The organism is Gammaproteobacteria bacterium (assembly GCA_029880545.1).
Lineage (GTDB): Bacteria > Pseudomonadota > Gammaproteobacteria > Acidiferrobacterales > SZUA-150 > JAOUOD01.
This window is the reverse complement of record JAOUOD010000001.1, coordinates 1-18184: the sequence shown is the minus strand read 5'-3', so window position 1 is coordinate 18184 and position 18184 is coordinate 1. Positions and strand designations below refer to the sequence as shown.

At 54.0% G+C, this 18184-nt stretch carries 16 protein-coding genes; 9 read left to right on the top strand and 7 right to left on the bottom strand.

The window, feature by feature from the left end:
* The first annotated feature begins 274 nt into the window (after positions 1-274).
* The 3 genes from OEZ10_00080 to OEZ10_00070 all read left to right on the top strand — a co-directional run bounded on the left by OEZ10_00080 (position 275) and on the right by OEZ10_00070 (position 2281).
* Positions 275-1042, top strand: a complete 768-nt coding sequence (locus OEZ10_00080; protein MDH5631366.1) for a CsgG/HfaB family protein — start codon at positions 275-277, stop codon at positions 1040-1042.
* 30 nt (positions 1043-1072) lie between these two features.
* Positions 1073-1669 carry a DUF523 domain-containing protein gene (locus tag OEZ10_00075; protein MDH5631365.1) on the top strand — a complete coding sequence of 199 codons (597 nt, stop codon included), beginning with the start codon at positions 1073-1075 and terminating at the stop codon, positions 1667-1669.
* A gap of 219 nt (positions 1670-1888) precedes the next feature.
* On the top strand, positions 1889-2281 hold the full coding sequence (locus tag OEZ10_00070) for a TusE/DsrC/DsvC family sulfur relay protein (protein ID MDH5631364.1): 393 nt from the start codon (positions 1889-1891) through the stop codon (positions 2279-2281).
* 142 nt (positions 2282-2423) lie between these two features.
* Here the strand turns inward: OEZ10_00070 and OEZ10_00065 are convergent, their stop codons facing one another.
* Positions 2424-2984 (bottom strand): BCAM0308 family protein, encoded by a 561-nt coding sequence (locus OEZ10_00065; protein MDH5631363.1) that lies wholly within the window; start codon positions 2982-2984, stop codon positions 2424-2426.
* A 179-nt stretch (positions 2985-3163) separates the two neighbouring features.
* Here OEZ10_00065 and OEZ10_00060 point away from each other — a divergent pair, with 179 nt between their 5' ends.
* The 3 genes from OEZ10_00060 to OEZ10_00050 all read left to right on the top strand — a co-directional run bounded on the left by OEZ10_00060 (position 3164) and on the right by OEZ10_00050 (position 5463).
* Positions 3164-4075 (top strand): cation diffusion facilitator family transporter, encoded by a 912-nt coding sequence (locus OEZ10_00060; GenBank protein ID MDH5631362.1) that lies wholly within the window; start codon positions 3164-3166, stop codon positions 4073-4075.
* Positions 4068-4985 (top strand): AEC family transporter, encoded by a 918-nt coding sequence (locus OEZ10_00055; protein MDH5631361.1) that lies wholly within the window; start codon positions 4068-4070, stop codon positions 4983-4985. Before OEZ10_00060 ends, OEZ10_00055 begins: the two co-directional genes overlap by 8 nt.
* A gap of 139 nt (positions 4986-5124) precedes the next feature.
* Positions 5125-5463 carry a TusE/DsrC/DsvC family sulfur relay protein gene (locus OEZ10_00050; protein ID MDH5631360.1) on the top strand — a complete coding sequence of 113 codons (339 nt, stop codon included), beginning with the start codon at positions 5125-5127 and terminating at the stop codon, positions 5461-5463.
* A 103-nt stretch (positions 5464-5566) separates the two neighbouring features.
* On the opposite strand, the gene OEZ10_00045 is transcribed toward OEZ10_00050, so the two are convergent.
* The 3 genes from OEZ10_00045 to rapA form a co-directional block, all read right to left on the bottom strand.
* Entirely contained in the window at positions 5567-7228 is a 1662-nt protein-coding gene (locus OEZ10_00045) for a cell wall metabolism sensor histidine kinase WalK (protein MDH5631359.1), read from the bottom strand.
* A 625-nt stretch (positions 7229-7853) separates the two neighbouring features.
* On the bottom strand, positions 7854-8060 hold the full coding sequence (locus tag OEZ10_00040; GenBank protein MDH5631358.1) for a dodecin family protein: 207 nt from the start codon (positions 8058-8060) through the stop codon (positions 7854-7856).
* A gap of 86 nt (positions 8061-8146) precedes the next feature.
* Positions 8147-11065, bottom strand: coding sequence for an RNA polymerase-associated protein RapA (rapA, locus tag OEZ10_00035; GenBank protein ID MDH5631357.1), 2919 nt, complete (start codon positions 11063-11065; stop codon positions 8147-8149).
* A gap of 150 nt (positions 11066-11215) precedes the next feature.
* Between rapA and OEZ10_00030 the strand changes: the two genes are divergently transcribed.
* A complete protein-coding gene (locus OEZ10_00030; GenBank protein ID MDH5631356.1) occupies positions 11216-12703 on the top strand; it encodes an extensin family protein in 1488 nt (495 codons plus the stop codon).
* 17 nt (positions 12704-12720) lie between these two features.
* Here the strand turns inward: OEZ10_00030 and OEZ10_00025 are convergent, their stop codons facing one another.
* Entirely contained in the window at positions 12721-13128 is a 408-nt protein-coding gene (locus OEZ10_00025; GenBank protein ID MDH5631355.1) for a hypothetical protein, read from the bottom strand.
* 250 nt (positions 13129-13378) lie between these two features.
* On the opposite strand from OEZ10_00025, the gene OEZ10_00020 reads away from it, so the two are divergent.
* Complete coding sequence (locus OEZ10_00020) at positions 13379-13930, top strand: hypothetical protein (GenBank protein ID MDH5631354.1); 552 nt, start codon at positions 13379-13381, stop codon at positions 13928-13930.
* Positions 13931-14080: 150 nt separating this feature from the next.
* On the opposite strand, the gene OEZ10_00015 is transcribed toward OEZ10_00020, so the two are convergent.
* Both OEZ10_00015 and OEZ10_00010 read right to left on the bottom strand, forming a co-directional pair.
* Positions 14081-14272, bottom strand: coding sequence for a twin transmembrane helix small protein (locus tag OEZ10_00015; protein ID MDH5631353.1), 192 nt, complete (start codon positions 14270-14272; stop codon positions 14081-14083).
* Between the two features lie 114 nt (positions 14273-14386).
* Positions 14387-16147 (bottom strand): EAL domain-containing protein, encoded by a 1761-nt coding sequence (locus OEZ10_00010; GenBank protein ID MDH5631352.1) that lies wholly within the window; start codon positions 16145-16147, stop codon positions 14387-14389.
* Positions 16148-16598: 451 nt separating this feature from the next.
* Between OEZ10_00010 and OEZ10_00005 the strand changes: the two genes are divergently transcribed.
* Positions 16599-18184, top strand: a 1586-nt coding sequence (locus OEZ10_00005; protein MDH5631351.1) for a hypothetical protein, incomplete at its 3' end; no start/stop codon positions are given.

Sequence of the window (18184 nt, the reverse complement as noted above, 5' to 3'; positions counted from 1 at the left end):
ACGAGTCGGCCCGCGTCTGTAACAGCAGCTCAGGGAATGAGGCAAAACAGGGAAAAAACCAAACGATAATTATCGTTACCGGAACGCACAGAACATGGAAATGATCGCAAGCCAGACAACAATCCTGTTCACAACGCAGTTCTGCACAGCCTTGTGGAGCCGGTTGTGGACCAGGCCCATGAATACGGCAATGCCTGCCTGATCAATGGTTGTTGTCGGGCCCGGGCCTGAAACTTGACCGTAATTTTTTTATGATGTCATGGAGACTTTGCAAATGAAAACAAGAAATCTGCTGAATAATCTGGTCTTGATCGCCTTGGTCGGGATTTTGGCGAGTGCATGTACGACGGTATCAAGCAGCAGCGAGATTGCCGGAGACCTGGAAGGTAATGCAGTATACCAGGGTAACAAGGCGAGAATCGTGGTAGGGCGATTCAAGTGCAAGGCCAGCAATTGCAGCAACCGTGCCGCAAACGGTATAGGCGATATGTTGTCGACATCATTGAGCAATGTAGAAAATCTGATTGTTCTCGCCAACCAGGATGAAGTAAAGGAGCTGGCCCAGGAGATAAATATGGCCAACTCCGGATACGTGGAAAAGGGTTCAGGACCACAAGCCGGCCTTATGGAAGGCGCCGATATTATGGTGATAGGTTCCATTACGGCGTTCGAGCCTGATGCCGGCGCTGGCGGAGGATCGGTAGGAAGAATCACGACCGGTTTGTTAGGCGATGTAGGTATTTCCAGAAAGGTCGCCCAGTTGAATATGGATGTGAAGCTGGTGGATATCCGACTGCGTCGTATCCTGGTTTCAATTCCGATCCGGGTTAAATCATCTAACTGGGGCGGTAGTGTTGCCGCTTCCCACTATGTTCGAGGCGTAAGCCTGGGGGGAGAACTGGGCATGTATGCCAATTCCCCCATGGAAGATGCAATCCGGGCTGCAATAGCCGGAGCGGTCGAGAAAGTTGGCAAAAAAATTCCACCAAGCTACTATCGATACAAAGGCCAGGGACAATACCAGCAGGATTATCGTCGTTAGGTATTGCCATGAGCGTTACCTTGATCGGGCGTGGCTTCACTATTCCCGATCGGGTTAAACCCACACGAGTTGCCTGACACGGGGGCTGCAGAAATCCAGTTGGCGTATCCCGAAATTCAAATCGGAATTAGCAGTTGCCTTATGGGTGAACCTGTTCGTTATGACGGTGAACACAAGCGTAATGACGAAATCATCCGACTGCTGACTGAGCACTTCCAATTATTGCCATTGTGCCCTGAAGTCGCCATTGGTATGGGCGTACCACGTCCGCCAATTCAGCTTGTCAATTCTCGCGGCCCGGTTCGCGCAACCGGTGTCGCAAATCCCGGGCTTGATGTCACCTTGGCACTTCAGGACTATGCACGTGCCATTGCCAGCCAGTACCCGAATCTGTGTGGTTACGTGTTCAAACAACGTTCACCGAGCTGTGGCGTTGACAACGCCGCGGTGTTTGAAAACGGAATCCAGGTTGCCACTAATGGTCGAGGTATTCACGCCGCCGGCATCATGGACTGTTTGCCGGGAATCCCGGTTGCCGGTGAAGACGACCTGGTGAATGCCGATACCAGGGAAGCATTTTTTGATCATGTGCGGCGCTACGCCGCCAATAACAATCGCTTTAATTAACCCCCGCAAGGCAGATCGTCTTGCAAAGCGTTTTCCAGTCCTGGTTTTACCGCAAGTCAATTTAATTACTTATTTAAGACGATTTTATCCACAGTATTGGTGTCGTTGAGATCAATTACATCTGCACCGATACTGTACTTATACCGATATCCAGATAATGAACGCATGGGTATTCGTTTTTGTATGTCTCAATCATCTTTTTGAATCCAGGAGAGACCAATGCAGGAGTTCAATTCAGAAGTTCCACAAACAATGGAAGAAATCCTCCACCCGGGCGCGGACCGTCGAAGTTTTGACCCGGATTTTCCCGATGCACCCCGCGAGTGGCATCGAGGCATCGCCGAGGCCGTGGCAGCAGCTGATGGCCTGAAGCTGAACAGTGAATATTTTGACGTGATTTGTGCCTTGCAGGCGTATTACGTTGCCCATCAGGGAGGGCGCATCAACGTACGTGAATTGCACGATGCTTTGGATGAGCATTTTCACGCTGAAGGCGGGATTCGCTATCTATATACATTGTTACCCAAGGGGCCGATCGCGCAAGGCTGTCGCCTGGCCGGACTCGATGCACCGGCAGGTGCTGCTGACCCGGGGTTTGGCAGCGCGGTGTAAGCCAGCAATGAATGCCGCACCAGTCTGTATCCCGGTGCAGCATTCATCACTACTTTCCTTGATCAATACGGGTTCCGAGGGTGCGTAGCCCAGTCCCGGGAGATAATTCCTGGTGTTTACCGCAGGCATGTAATCGTGGTTATCAGTTATCGCGACGCCAGCGCACGCGGGTAATGGCGCTACGGTCAGAGTAACTAAGGTCCAGTTGCCCGCCAAAAGCGTTGTGTAATGTTTCACCGATGTCGCGCGCCAACCGGCCATCAGTGAAGCTGTAGACGCGGTCATCCGCACGAATTTCCATACCCATGATGCGTTTCAGGGGATGTTCACGCAGCTCGTGCTGGCTGCGATGACGAATGATTGCCGCCACCTCCCGTTCATGTTCACGTACAAATCGGCCACTGATGCGCAGATAAGCCGCCGGGACATGGTCATGGATCCGTTGACAGGCCGGACAGGTTACGCTGGCAGCATTTTCCGGGAAAGACGTTTTCCGGCCCAGGCGCCAGTGACCTTTTTCATAGATCGCACCGCAATCATGACAGACTGCGGGTTGTTTCAACTTTTGCTCGGCGAAATAGGGATCCTGGTTATGTTCCCTTAAGATGCGTTTGTGTCTTACGGGTCTTTCGCCTGAACCGTGATAAATCGGGTGACGACTGTCAAAAAAACTGTGGCTGGTCATGGCTGCGTCCTCTTTCATATTGATCCTGCGATCAGTGGATACGCTGCCGAGAAGCGGGTTTTTGTGTTTGATGATCTCGGTAGACACTGCTCTCAATAACGAGCATTATCGCTGAAAAAGTAGTATGAATTACGATTTTTCGCCTTGATCGGCATCAATAAACACGATCACAAACGGCGAAAGTTCGCGGGAGACCCATGTCAGCCTCGTCAAGGAAAGTGATTATCGCGGCATTGCTGGGCAATGCCGCCATTGCCGTTACCAAGTTTATCGCCGCCGGAGTGAGTGGCAGTTCGGCCATGTTGTCCGAGGGCATCCACTCCCTGGTGGATACAGGCAACCAGGTGTTGTTATTGCATGGGCTGAAGCAGTCACGCAAACCGGCCGGGCCGCGGTTTCCCTTTGGTCATGGCAAGGAGATCTATTTCTGGAGTTTTGTTGTCGCGATTCTGATCTTCGCCCTGGGTGCCGGAGTGTCTATCTACGAGGGTGTGCACCATATCCTGAACCCTGGCCCGCTGGGTGACCCGACCATCAGTTATATTGTCCTGGTGCTGGCGATGGTGTTCGAGGGCTTCGCCTGGTATTTCGCTTTGACAGAATTCAGGCGTGCCAAGGGTGGACTGGGTTATATCGAGGCGGTGCAACGGGGCAAGGATCCGACCATGTTCGTGGTGTTGTTCGAGGATTCGGCGGCGATGCTGGGGTTGCTCGTGGCGCTGGTTGGCATAAGCCTGTCGCACTATACGGGAAACCCTGTTTTTGATGGCACGGCCTCGGTGATAATCGGGTTGGTGTTGGCGGGCACGGCGATCTGGCTGGCCTGGGAAACCAAAAGTTTGCTGATCGGCGAAAGCGCAGCACCCGAGGTAGTAGGCAGAATTCAGGAATTGGCTGCAGCTATGCCGGAAGTTGACCATGTGAACGAGGTATTGACCATGCACATGGGACCGGAGTTTATCCTGGTTAATGTCAGCCTGGATTTCCGTGACGAGCTGGAAGCAGGGGACATGGAAACCGCCAATGCCTGGCTCGACGCTTCAATCAAGAAAGAATTCAGTATAGTAAAGCGTGTGTTTATCGAAGCTGAGGCCAGGCGCCATGCTTGATGTTCTTTGGCAAATGACCGGCCTGATTCTGTGTGGCGTAGCCTGGCGGCAAATGAAACCCGCCGGCCTGGACCCGGTCAATACCCGCAAGGTACTGACGTCGCTGGTCTACTATCTGTTGCTACCGGCCATGGTGTTATCGGTGTTGTGGACCGTGGAGCTTGGATCAACCACCGTCTGGATCGCCCTGTCTGCTGCCGGCGGTATCTTCGCCGGCTTGTTGCTTGGCACGTTCGCCTGCCGGGTCTGCAGCAATAATGCACCGGTAACCGGCGCCGTGATCCTGGCCTCGGCGTTCCCCAATATTACTTACCTGGGCCTGCCGGTACTGGAGGCGACATTCGGGCCGTGGGCGCGCGCGGTGGCAATCCAGACCGATGTCTTTGCATGTACACCGTTATTATTCACCGTCGGCGTGATTTTCGCTGCCCGGTTTGGTCAAGCCTGTCTTGCGCCAGGGGAAATCTACCGGCAGCTGCTCACCATCCCGGCCATCTGGGCGGCGGTACTGGCGGTGATGCTAAACCTGTTTGATGTGCCTTTCCCGCCGATCATCAAGGGCTGGTTGAGTCTGCTCGAGCGTGGCGTGGTACCGCTTATGCTCATCTCGTTGGGTCTAAGCCTGGAATGGGGGCGGTCGCGCTGGAAATTGCTGCCGGCGCTGGTGCCGGTGGTCCTGTTGAGCCTGTTTATCCTGCCGACCGTGGTGCTGGGAATTTCAACAGTGCTTGGCCTGACCGGAGAGTTGCGTGCCGCCGTGGTTATGGAAACAGCCATGCCCAGCATGGTGATTGGGCTCGTGATTTGTGACCGTTTTAACCTCGATACTGCCCTGTATGCCGCCGCCGTAACGGTCACCACCGCTCTCAGCCTGGTGACCCTGCCGCTTTGGCACAGCTGGTTAATCTAGAAAATCGGCCGTCGTAGCTGAATCGGGCTTTTTCGTACCTTCCCGGCAATAATATAAGTAAAAACTTATATTGACAGGCCAAAAATACCTGATAGAATTGCTCAGGTATTTTTGCAATATTTCGATTGAGGAGAACATCATGCAAGTGCAAGCGGATGGCCGCACCGTCGAGCTCAGTGAAGCCGGCTGGCTGAACAACCTTGATGAGTGGACCGAAGAAGTGGCAAACAAGATTGCCGCTGAGGTGGAAAATATTCCGGAGCTGACCCAGGAGCATTGGGACATCATCGTCACCGCCCGGGAATACTTCGCCGAGTACGGCACTGTTGCCGAACCGCGTTTGTTCTCCAAGTTGATGAAGAAAAAATATGGCGATGATCGTAGCAGCCAGAAGTACATCTATTCACTGTTTCCAACCGGCCTGATCAAGTGTGCCAACAAGATTGCAGGCCTGCCGCGTCCAAAGGGATGCAGCTAATAGGTAAATCATAAAATATACGAATCACGACTGATGTGATGAGCTAAAAGCCGGGGTCAGCCCCGGCTTTTCCATTTGGGCTGCGTAAAACAAAATTGCGTGTTCAATCGACTTCGGTGGAATGCTCATCCGTGCCGGAACCCGGTTTTTCCGGGCCGCGATTGAGTGGCAGGTTGACGAAGAACCGGCTGCCGCCCGTTTCAATATTGTCGACGCCTATGTCACCACCGTGTTCTTCGACAATCGCCTTGGCGATACTGAGCCCAAGGCCGGTGCCGGCAAATTCGCGGGTGCTGGTACCATCCCCCTGGGTAAAGCGATCAAAGATGCGTGGTCGCAATTCGTCGGAGATGCCTGGTCCCTGGTCGCGGACGTAAATCTGAACCATGGCGGAAAATTCTTCCAGACCTACGATAACCGTACCACTAAGTGGCGAAAACTTGATGGCATTGGAAACGAGATTATCCAGCACCTGTAACATCCGGCTCTTGTCAGCGTGTACGATGATTTGTTTGCCTCGATCGCAATTGGTGCGTAGGTTTATGTGGCGCTGGTGCGCATAGCCACTGTTGGCATCAAGGCACCTGAATATCAGGCCGGTAAGATCCGTGTCTTCAAATACGTATTCAAGTTTTCCATCTTCTATGCCTTGAACATCCAGCAGGTCATCAACAAGCCGCTGCAGCCGTTCAGCATTTCTGTGTGCAATACCGACCAGGTTTTTCAGTTCGCCATTGAGTTCGCCAACCACCCCGCCCAGCGCCAAGCCAAGCGAGCCTCGCATGGAAGTTAGTGGAGTCCTTAATTCGTGACTGACAGTCGATATAAATTCATTTTTGAATTTCTCAACCCGTACACGATCGGTTACGTCGTGCGCCAGCGAAGCCATGCCTATAACCTTGCTATTTTCATCGATTAGCGTGGTATTGAACCACTCGACAAGAATGATGCGACCGTCCTTGGTGATATTTTCATTTACGCTGTACAAGCCGCCCTGGTTATGGGACAGGTCATCCTTGACGTCGACAACCTGGCCTGCGGCATGCTTCGGTACCAGCAGGTCAATGCCATTGCGTCCGAGCACTTCGGATTCGGTATAACCGAACATGTCCTGGGCCGCCTTGTTCCAGGCGGTGACATTGAGATCGGGATCCCATTCAATAACCGCGAGTGGTGTGCGCTGAATATGCATCTTCAGTCGCTGTTGCGATCGCTCCAGTACGCGTGCGCTCAGTTCCGCTTCCAGGCGATAGCGTATGTTTTCGATAATGGAACGGTTTGCGCGCGTTGCGCCAAGCATGAACAGCACCGTTGCCAATGTAGTCAGCATTACCATCAGGTTGGCGTATTCGTGTTTTGCCGCCAGAAACACCATAACCAGCGGAATCATGACTACACTGATAAACAGCAGCACAACCCACAACATACTGGAAATATTGGTAATGGCCACGGCGCAGGTTGTGGCCAGCATGAACGAAAGAATGATTTGCCTTATTACATCATCCTTGGGAACCAGTAAAACGCTGGTCATGGCCCACAGCAAGCCGGCGGCACAAGTACCGAGCGCAAATTGCCAGGCCCATGGCCGGAAATCGACAATAGAATGTTCCGTTTTAAGAAAATGCAGCGCATGAACAGCGCGAGCAATCGTGATCAGGGCGAACACCGCAACCCATGCGAACAGTAACGACGTGTTGGCTACCGGCCACATGACCGGAACCATGAACCCGATGCCCAAAAACGTGCCGACCACCGAGATAGGCATGGCTTGAAACAGCAGGTGGACCTGCTCCCGAAAATTTCTGTCAACCGGGTTCATATGGTTATAAAGGCAGGTCGTCCTGACTATAAATGTATAGGTTACGTAGAAACTATTATAGGGGAGGCGCCCGCTCCCGATATACAATCACCCGTAAATCACACAGTTTTTTACGATGATTTTACAAAAAGTTTGCAATTGGGGGTGACACCAGTGGATTTTTGCCTGCCCATGGCCCCGTTGTTATTCGGGTGGTTGATCCGGAAAGCTCAACGGTTTCCCGCCAATCTTTTTAGAAACCGTAATCGTAGCCAGTTTCAATACGCTTAACCTGACGATGATAGTTGTTCGACGACCGTGGCATGGCTGCGGGCTACCGGATCTGGCGGGACCTGAAGGGATTTTGTGGCTGGTCGACCAGTCGAATACCGTTACTGTCCAACAGTGTTTCCAGTTTCGGCGTTGTCGACGAGAATACTGAAACCGATCGGGGACCGTTTACTGGACCGGGTGCCGCATGACTTTGGCGGTTCGGGAGCTTTTATCGCAACGGCTGCCTGGGCCGCAATGAAAGGCATCGCGTCCAGGACCGGTGAAGCAGGATCCTGTTTCACCGGCCGGATGTTGTTACTCAGTCCAGGCGGAAACCAATTTTCAGTTTGACCTGGTAGTGACCCACCTTGCCGTCAACTATATGACCGCGGCTTTCAATTACTTCAAACCAGTCCAGGTTACGCAGTGATTCGGAAGCCTTGGCGACCGCGTTCTGTATGGCATCGTCACTGCTTTTCTCCGATGATCCAACAATTTCAATAATCTTGTATACGTGACTGCTCATTGCTGACCTCCGTGTTAATACATGTATCGATTTAGTCAGCACCGTTGTACGCCCCCGGCGCCACGGTTGCAAGCCGACGCCCCGGATCAGATGACTATCATTACCCGTACGGCATCGAGTTGTGCCAGGCTTTCATCAAGACGCTGAAGCATGTCGGATTCAACAACGCGAAGGTATTCAATTTCATCATCGCGAATATTCGGGTTGACGGTTTGCAGTGCGACCAGTCGGTCAATCTCGTGACGGAACTCGGTTTCGGCGCGCTGCCTGGCGTCCCGGACCAGCGAAGGCAGTTGCTGGTTGGCGAGCGCCTTGCATCGACCAAGCATGTCGCGCAGCGTCGCACCGTGCATCTGGATCACCTTGGTAATGATTTCACCACCAATGCGTGACTGGGTGCTTTCTATGATCTCATCGGCAAGCAACGCGGAACGATCATTGCCCTGGTGATCAATGACAATACGGATCCCGGATTCCGGAAGATAGCGACGGCTATCAGCAACCTGGCTGTAGGCAGTTTCAAGACTGTACAGGCACTCTACCAGCAACGTGCCCTGTTCCAGGCCGCTGTGCTTGATCGTCACCATCGAGGTATTGCCCATTTCGGTGCTGACTACCGTGTCCATGGCAGCCCGAACCAATGGGTGTTCCCAGCTCAGGTATTCAATATCCTCGTTGCTGAGCGCAGTTTGACGATTGGTGGTGACCGTTAACCCGTCTTCATCAAGCCCGGGAAGGCTGGCGCGTATGTGTTCGCCCGGGGTAATGACAAGACTGGTGTGACTGTGAATATCCGAATTTATACCGAGGCTGTCGAATACCTTGTCGAGCCATGCGGACAACAGCTTCTCGTCCCCGAGGTCCAAAGCCTCGTCAATCAGTCGCTCGGCCTCGACTTTACGGCACGAACTCATTTCCAGCAGGCGATCACGCCCGTGTTGCAGCTCGGAATTGTAGTGGTTGTACAGCGCGCGTGTGCGATCAACCAGCGTGGCCAGGCGGGTTTCGTCATGCTGGACAAGGCATGTGGTTAACTCGTCAGCGGTGTCGCTGAAAACGCTGGTGCCGACAGTACATGGATGTTCAAAAGCCTGGAGTCCTTCTTGGTACCAGTGCAGCATCACCGCCTGGGCGCTGTCCTCGATATACGGTACGTGGATATCTATGGTGTATTGTTGGCCGATACGATCAAGTCGGCCAATCCGTTGTTCGAGCAGATCCGGGTTGAGCGGCAGGTCAAACAATACCAGGTGATGTGAGAACTGGAAGTTGCGGCCCTCGCTGCCAATCTCGGAACAAATCAGCACTTGCGCGCCCTTTTCATTGTCGGCAAAAAATGCCGCCGCGCGATCGCGTTCGATGATGCTCAGGTGTTCATGAAAAACGGCTGCATGGATGCCGGATTGTTGTTGCAGCCAGGCGGCAATATCCAGTGCCGTTTGGGCATGAGCAGTAATAAGCAGAACCTTGTCCGGGTGCAGCGCCTGCAGCTTGTCCAGCAACCAGGGCAGGCGTGGATCAACATCCTGCCAGAAACGCTGGCCGCGCTCTGCCGAATGAAACAGGCGTTCAGGACATAACAAGATGTTCGGCAACTGCGCCAGTTCTTCGGTGCCAACATCCATGGCACGGTTCATGTCGGCATAAGCTGCCGGCAGGGGCAGCGGATAGGCATGCAAGCGTCGATCCGGGAAACCGGTAATGGCGTGACGTGTATTGCGAAACAACACGCGACCGGTACCGTGGCGGTCAAGCAAATGATTAATCAGCCGTGCCCGCGCATGGTCCCTGGCTTGTTCATCGGCATCGTTATCCAGCACGCAGGCCAGGTAGTCGCGGTTATCGCCTTCGGCCAACGTGCTGTTTAGTACCGCGAGACTGGCGTCGGTAAGCGGCGTATTGGCCGCCAGGTTATCGACCGTGTCGGCAATGGGCGCGTAGTGATGTTGTTCTTCGGCAAAGGAAGCAAAATCCGGAAACCGGTCGGGATCAAGCAGCCGCAATCGCGCGTAATGGCCGGTTTTCCCCAGCTGTTCCGGCGTCGCCGTTAACAGCAATACGCCGGGAATACTGAGCGCCAGTTGTTCGATACAGTCGTATTCAATACTGCTGTGTTCCGGTGACCAGGCCAGGTGATGGGCTTCATCAACAACAAGGCAATCCCATCGTGCGGACAGCGCCTGGTCATAGAGATCTTCGTTGGCAGTAAGAAAATCCAGCGAGCACAGTACCAGTTGTTCGGTTTCAAACGGGTTGATCGCCGTATCGGGATCTTCAGCGTCAACACTGATTGCTTCACAGCGCTCCTCGTCAAATACACTGAACAGCAGGTTAAACTTGCGCAGCATTTCCACCAGCCATTGATGCACCAGGGCTTCGGGTACTACAACCAGGACGCGTTGCGCACGTTCATTGAGCAACAGGTGGTGGATGACCAGGCCGGCCTCAATGGTTTTGCCAAGACCCACCTCATCGGCGAGCAATACACGTGGCGCATGACGATTGGCGACTTCGTGGGCAATGTACAGCTGGTGAGGAATCAGGCTGGTACGCGTACCTACCAGGCCATAGAGGCTGCTCTTGGCCAGGCGATGTATGTGTTCACGGGTTTGTCGCCGAAGTGAAAACCATTTACGGCTGTCGATCTGGCCGGTGAGCAGGCGATCGGCCGGACCGTTCAGTTGCATCAGGTCATTCAGTTCGCCTTCAGCGATAATCAAGGCCTCGCCGTGTTCATCGTTACCGTGGTAATTGATGAGGCCGTGGACTTCCTCAACACGCGCGACGTTCATGGTCCGCCCGTCCTGGGCATGAATGGCATCGCCGACGGAAAAACGTACACGTGTCAACGGAGCCGTCTGCTTGGCATAAATGCGGGTTTCGCCTGTGGCCGGGAACGAGATTTCCACCACCCGGTGATCTGTGCGTAACACTGTACCCAGGCCCATTTGTAGCTCCGTATTGCTGATCCATCGCTGACCGGGCTGAAAATTAATTGTGTTCACGACATACCACCTGCAAAAACGAGGCGCAATGCTAGTGCATTTTGAGCAAAAAATCTTCCATCCCCAGGAATCACAACTTCAATGTGGATTTGGTACAGAAGCCGTCTATGCTGTCGGTATAGGCGGAATCAACCGCCCTGGAGTTGTGTCGTGTATCGTCATGTTCAGCGCTGGTTCCCGGTCACTGTAGCCATTGCCTTTTTGTTGTCCGCTTGCGCCGGTAGCCCGGATTCCGGATCGGGTACATCGCCAGGCATGGGATATGGATCCGGCTACCAGGGTGTGCGGACCATTAGCCGGGCCGAGGCCGGATTGGCCCGAATGAGTACCGCCGACCACCTCGCGCGGGTACGAACCATTATCGAAAAGCGCAACCTCGAGGCCGGCGAAACGGTTGCCGTGCGCCTGTTGGGAAAGCGCATCGAATCCGGCGCACTCCAGCAACCGGAATGGGACAGCGATACCGGGATTACCATACTCAGGCAGACGGAGACCGGCGGAAAGGCTTACTTCAGCTACGGCTGGAGTATGGTGGTGGATGTCCTGCCCTTGTCCGAAGCCGATTCCTTTGACCGCATTTTTGCAGCCGAGCAGTTGCTTGATACCGCGCTCGATACGGGTGATGTTGCCAAACTGAAAGCAGCCCTGGACGACGGCGCCAGCTTGCCCGTTGACGAGAACGGCATGAGCAACCTCTTGCTCAGGGTGGTTCGACAGGCTGATCGCGCAGAAATGATTCGATTCCTGGTCAGCAAGGGCGCCAATCCTGGTGCCCTGGCAAGCTTCGGTAACAACATCGTGCATGAAGCGCTGAATGCCGGGCAAGGCACGAACGCGATTGCCCTGGTGCAGGCAGGCGCCGACCATAACAGCAAGGATGTGCGCAATCGTACGACGCTGATGGCGGCCTACTATTATCTGGATGCCGCAGAACCGGAGCGCGCCGCAGCGTTACAGGCGTACATCGATTTCCTCGTGCGTGAAAAGGGCGCGGACCCGGCGGAACGCTTTCGTGATCCCATGTACCTTGCAGACAATTTCCTGGGCATGAACGGCTTGCGACTGATCAAGCTTGACGAAAAGGAATGTTTTGACCTGCTCGACAAGCACAACGTGAAGTACACGCGCCTGGACAAAGTCGGGGATGTCAGTTACCCGGTAAGAATCACTTCGCCCATAGATGGTGTGCGCTACAAGCATACCGGCAGCTCGAAAAAGTTTTCCGTGATGGACTGTCGACTGGTGGCGGCCTTGATCGGTATGTCGCCGGTATTCAAAAAATACAATATCGCCACTGTCTACCATATGCGTGCCCATGCCGCCGGTGCCCGTATTGGTGGTCGTGGTAATACCAGTGGCCATCACTATGCGCTGGCGCTGGATATTGCGCGCATGGTTACCCGGGATGGCAAACAATATGAAGTGTTGCGGGACTGGAAGGATCACCGGCCTCGTGCCGAAGTGTGTGCATCACCGGAGAATGAGTCCGGTAAGCAACGTTACCTGCGAAACTTTATTTGTGATACGGCAAAGGAAGACCTGTTTCACTGGATCCTCACGCCTCATTACAACCGGGCGCATCATGATCACTTTCATGTAGAGATTCGGGCCAATACCGACTACCTGTTGTTCAACTAGCAGGCCAGGCAACAACACTAGTCCCTGGTCGGTAACAGGCCATCATGTTCGGTTTCATCGTCGGGTAACACCCGTTCCTGGACCAGGCGCCAGCTGCCGTCGGGCTCCAGCTCCAGAAGCATCTCCACGCCCTGGGCATTCACCGTGCCGTCATGGGCTTCAACCGTTTCAAAGGTCTTGAACATGACGCGATTGCCACTGTCGGCAACAAGCTTAAAGCCGTCATAGCGAACTGACTTGAGGATATTGTTTTCAAACTCGTGTTGGCATTGTGCCGCCCAGGCATCGTAATCAATATTGTCGAAGCCGGGCACACCTTGCAGGCTGACATGGCGTGATATCAGGTTTAGATGACCTTCTAGATCCTTGCTGTTGGCGGTGCGTTCAGCTTCGGCCAACCAGCGTTTGGCAATGGAATCATTCATGGTGATCAGTAATCCGGAAATGGCAGGCCAGCCAATGGTAACAACACATCGCAACTCATGAAACAAGTCTGTCTATCAATGTACATTGATTTGATTGAAATGGACATGAATAGAAGCGTAACTCGTAGCGATCCTGGCAAAAAATATCTTTTGAATGATGTAACCGTGAGGACGTAACAGTAGTTTACTTAACCGGTGGGTCTTTTGGGCGAACAAGGTTAGCCAGTGTTTCTTTTTTTGAGAGGGCCCTATGATCGCAATCCGTTTCTTGAGCAGCACCCTGTTTGTACTCCTGCTTTCTGTCCAGTCGGCTCACGCCGGTGGGTTGGCAGCCAAGATTAAATCATGGCTGTTGGCACCCCAGGTCCGGACAGCGCCCGGAACGGAGCAACTTGTCAGAACGGATTCATCGACCGCGCAATGCATGCAATGCCATAACGGCAGCCACGGCATGCAAATAGATATCAAGGGTGCCGAAGCGCCAATGCAGTTCAACCGCATAGGCAAACAGGTTAATCACCCTGTGGGTATGGACTACGAAACCTATGCCAGCCGAAAACCCGGCAGCTATGTGCACCCGGCCATGCTTAACCCGCGCGTGCGGCTGGTGGAAGGCCAGGTGAGTTGCGTATCCTGTCACCAGGAACGAAAAACGCAATTGGCCATGGCTGGCGGACAAATACAATCGGACGCCATGAACCAGTTTATGGACCAGCCCGAGCCCGACCAATGTCGATCCAGTCGGTGGTTAACTACTGGCCCCAACAAGAATGACCTGTGCGCAGCCTGCCATACTGTGTAATGGCAGTGTTGGATGAGCGGACAAAAGTTTGCCCGCTGGGGGCGGGCAAAAGGGGGATAGCTCCGCAAGCGTGTGTAGGCCTGCGAAGCAGTGCGCACGGTCGCGGTTCACATGCGGGCCTTGTCTCCGGCGTGTGAACGATTGCTGGCGTTACAGTCCGGCAAGTAATGCCACGATCAGTAACAGGACAGCAATTCCCTGGAACACGATGCGGCTTGTCATCAGCTGGGTGCTGTGCCGGGCATCGTAATCGCCGCCGTGGGCCATGGAGCCAATACCCCATGCAAGGGAGGCGACCGTCGCTAACAGGGCCAGCACAATTACTACAGTCATGGTGCTCATAATGGATTCCCCTTCGCAATGTCGCATACTTATCAGAACCGGACGCCGCTGTCCTTGATCCTGCTCAACATTCAGCCCGGTGTTCGCCGAGCTATCGGGTAGAAGGGTGATAAATCAGGGTTCGCCGGGTTCGGGTACGGCTTTGTCATCGAAGCTGAGATATTGGCCACGAATCCGGTCAATGGTTTGGCGTATGTCGGCAATACTGCGAGCCGGCGAAAACAGGTATCCCTGGAGATAGTCACAACCCATGTCCCGAACCAGCGGGATAGCCGCCGCCCGTTCAACACCCTCGGCAACAACCTCGAGACCCAGGCCATGCGCCAGCAAAACCGCGGCGCGAACAATTTCTTCGTCATCCTTGTTCTCGTGTACTTTTTCAACGAAAGAGCGATCTATCTTGATTTCGGCAATAGGCAAAAGCTTGAGTCGCACCAGTGACGAATAACCTGTGCCGAAGTCGTCTACCGCCAGTCGAAAACCCAGCATACCCAGTGATTGCAGCACCGCCGTTGCTGCCAGCGAGTCGGGCAGGATCGAGCCCTCGGTCAATTCCAGGATCAGGTGTTCCGGTTCCAGCTGGAATTCATCGAGAAGCTTGGCCAGTTGACCGGGGAAACGCGTATTGTTCAGGCTGTAGGGCGATACGTTCAGCGACAGGCTGCTGATTGTGCCATCGTCATACAAGGGAAGGCATTCAGTCAGGGCCTGGCGTGCCAGGGAGAATGTCAGGTCGTTAATCAGACCGGTATGTTCAGCCAGCGGAATGAATTCATCCGGTTCGATTTCGCCAAAGCTTTCGGTGTGCCACCTGGCGAGAATCTCCAGGCGCACCGTGTCAGTGCGGGTGCCGATGATGGGCTGGTAGTAAGGCTTGATCTGGTGATTGCGAATGGCTTTTTCCAGTTCCACACGCAGTTTCACGTGATCGACACTGGCCGTGATGCCCTGGGGCTGGTAGATCACCAGCCGATTATGGTGCGTTTTGGCCGAGTGCAGCGCCGACTCGGCCTTGTGCAGCAACTCTTCGGCACCATTCCCGTGCTTGGGGAAAATCGACATGCCAACGGTAAAGTCCAGAATGAGTTCCCCGGCCGGGCTATCGATGTTCTCCGACAGGTAGGCCTGCAGGGCCTGGGCCATCAAGGCAAATTCATATTGCTGGTGGCCGCGGAAAATCACGCCAAAGCGATCACCGCCCAGGCCGGCGATATCGGTTCCCGGGTGGCTGCCCTGGAAATCACGGAAGCGCCTGGCCACCAGCTTCAGCAGTGAGTCGCCCACGGGGTATCCCAGGCTTTCATTGATGTCACGAAACCGGTCTATATCCAGAAGTGTGATGGCCAACGACTGAGACGGTTCCAGTTTATTGATTACGCTGTCAATGTGATGCTGGAACACCTGGCGATTGTTCAGGCCGGTAGCCGGGTCGCGGGTGGCCCGCTGTTCAATGGCATCCAGGTAGGCCTTGCGGTCACTGATGTCGCGGCAAACCGCGATAATCAATTCACCGGCTTCAACATCAACACGTCGCATGTTGATCTCGACCCAGCGTGTCGGGCGCCGTTCCGGTTCAATATGAATGGCGAAGCGCGCGGTTTCGCCGGCCCGAGCCTTGGCAAAACCGGTACGAAACGCGCCGCCGGAATCAATGGAGGGTAAAAGCTCGGTGATGGGTAAGCGGTGATTGTGCCGGGTAAGTTCGTCCTCTTTCCGGCCAAGCCAGTCCTGCATAACCCGGTTGCAGGCGACAAACTTCATTTCGTCGCAAAGGACAAAAATCGCGTCGTTCGTGCTGTCGAAATAGGCCCGCAACAGCTCGGCGTAGAACGCCTGATCGCTGCCGGCAGACGAATCGCTGCTCGACAATCTCACCCTCGACTCCATTACCAGTGGCGTGAGTCCCGCTTTAAAGACCGGCGGGCATTATTATTTCATTCTAGTTGCGGCATCCGATGCGCATTTTGCAGCCAATCCGTGGCGGCTTTTTTCTAGTGTGGCAATCTGGCCCGGGATTGGCAAGTGAAAATCTGCAAAAGCACGGCTATCTAATTGAGAAAACACGATATTCAGCCCGGCAAGGAGAGTCGGAACATCAGGATAAGGTGCCCGGATCAGCCGGTGTGACTGTGTCTACCGGCAGCTTGCCGTCGTTGCAAACGCCATCGGCTTGCAGGATCGAAGGCAGGCGAGCCAGTCTTTAACGGTTTCGGCGGCTTTACCACCTAACCCCAATTATAATAACGTGGCGTTTGTCAAAGCGTTGCCCGGGTACGCGCTACCACGATCCAGGCAGCTGCATCGACGCCAATAATAAGGGTACCCCATGAAAATCACCGTCGCCCGCTTGCTGTTGTTACTGGTTTTGATTCCCAGCCTGCTGCTGCTTTCCGCTTGCGCCCTGGAACATGAGGACGAAGCATCGCTGCAGTACTCGGCGGTGCTGGTGGGCCCGCCAATCATGCAGGGCGCATTTCACTATGGCGAAAATGATCTCATCGAGGGGGTCGGATACCGGACCGCCACCTTGACCGGCAAGACCGGCTACCAGGGCGTGTTCAGCTACTACGACGGTGAGGAAGTCGAGTTTTTCATCGGCGATATCTCCCTGGGCCGGACGCCTGGTGCAGCGCGAGTTTATCTCTGGGATCTGGACCCGAACGGGCTTCCGGCCGCCAATGACCTGACCGTCAGTAACCGCATCACCAACGTTGCCCGTTTCCTCCAGTCCATCGACATGGATCGACAACTAAGCCAGGGCACCATCTATACCCGCAACAACCTCGATAACGGAATTTTCATATCCGACGCAATGAACGATGCTGCTATCGGCATGCAGATTAATTTCGACCAAACACCACTGCAGTTTGAACAGGATATGGACGTCATCAGCGCCATTACTACGCTTACGCCGCTGACCAATGCCATGGGACCCTATCCGCAGCCGTTGGTCAGCGCAAACTATGCGCGCTGGCATGTCGCCCGGGCCTTGCTCAAAATCAAGGGCACCGCCATTACCTGGACCGACTACCTGAATTTCCAGGATGGCCGCCGCTGGTCGTATCGATATAACTATTTTGATGGCACCAATACCATACCGGGTACGGCTGTTCGTTATTCGCGCCAGATCAAGTTTCGTCATGACCCGATATGGCTGGCCGCCACCAGTACTAACGGTGGCGCCAACGATTTTCGTTATTACAGTATCGATACCACGAAAAGCGAACACCAGTTGGCACACCAGACAGCTACTGAGTCCAGTGACACCATCTACCAGCATGAAGTGGACCTGAAGCATCGCGCCTATATCAGCGGGATAAAAGCACCGGCCATTGCGTTCCTGGACGGAATGATTGTGCACGGCAAGGAAATCATCGAAACCGGTCTGAGCATGACGGTCGAAGGCGTCACGTATAATAATGTCTTGCATTATTCATTCACCGCGAACGATGGCTTCCGCAAGCTGGAAAGCTGGTACGACACCACCGCGGGCCTGATCCAGCAAGTTGAAACGATGTTAACCGGAGAAACCCACAGCATCAGCCTGCAAACCGTGGATGTTATTACAACATTTCCAGACGATCCTTTATGGCTGAAAAACCTGTCCAATGCATTGATAGAGCGATACCTAGATGTGAAATCACCGATACTGCGGGATAACCTGATTGCAGGGGTATTGGTGTTGGGAACCTACCAGGACTTCATAACCGAAGAAGATGTCAGGACCGCGTATGATGCCATCTACTACACACTTGTTCCTCCCTACGTTGCAGGTGTTACCTCTGAAATCACCCGCGTCTCCGCCCTGTACCCACTGGATGATGAATGGATAGTTACCATGTTGTTGGCGGATTACATCACTAACGTCTTTCAATTTGGCGTGGTTTCCTGGGCCTATATAAAAATCTATGA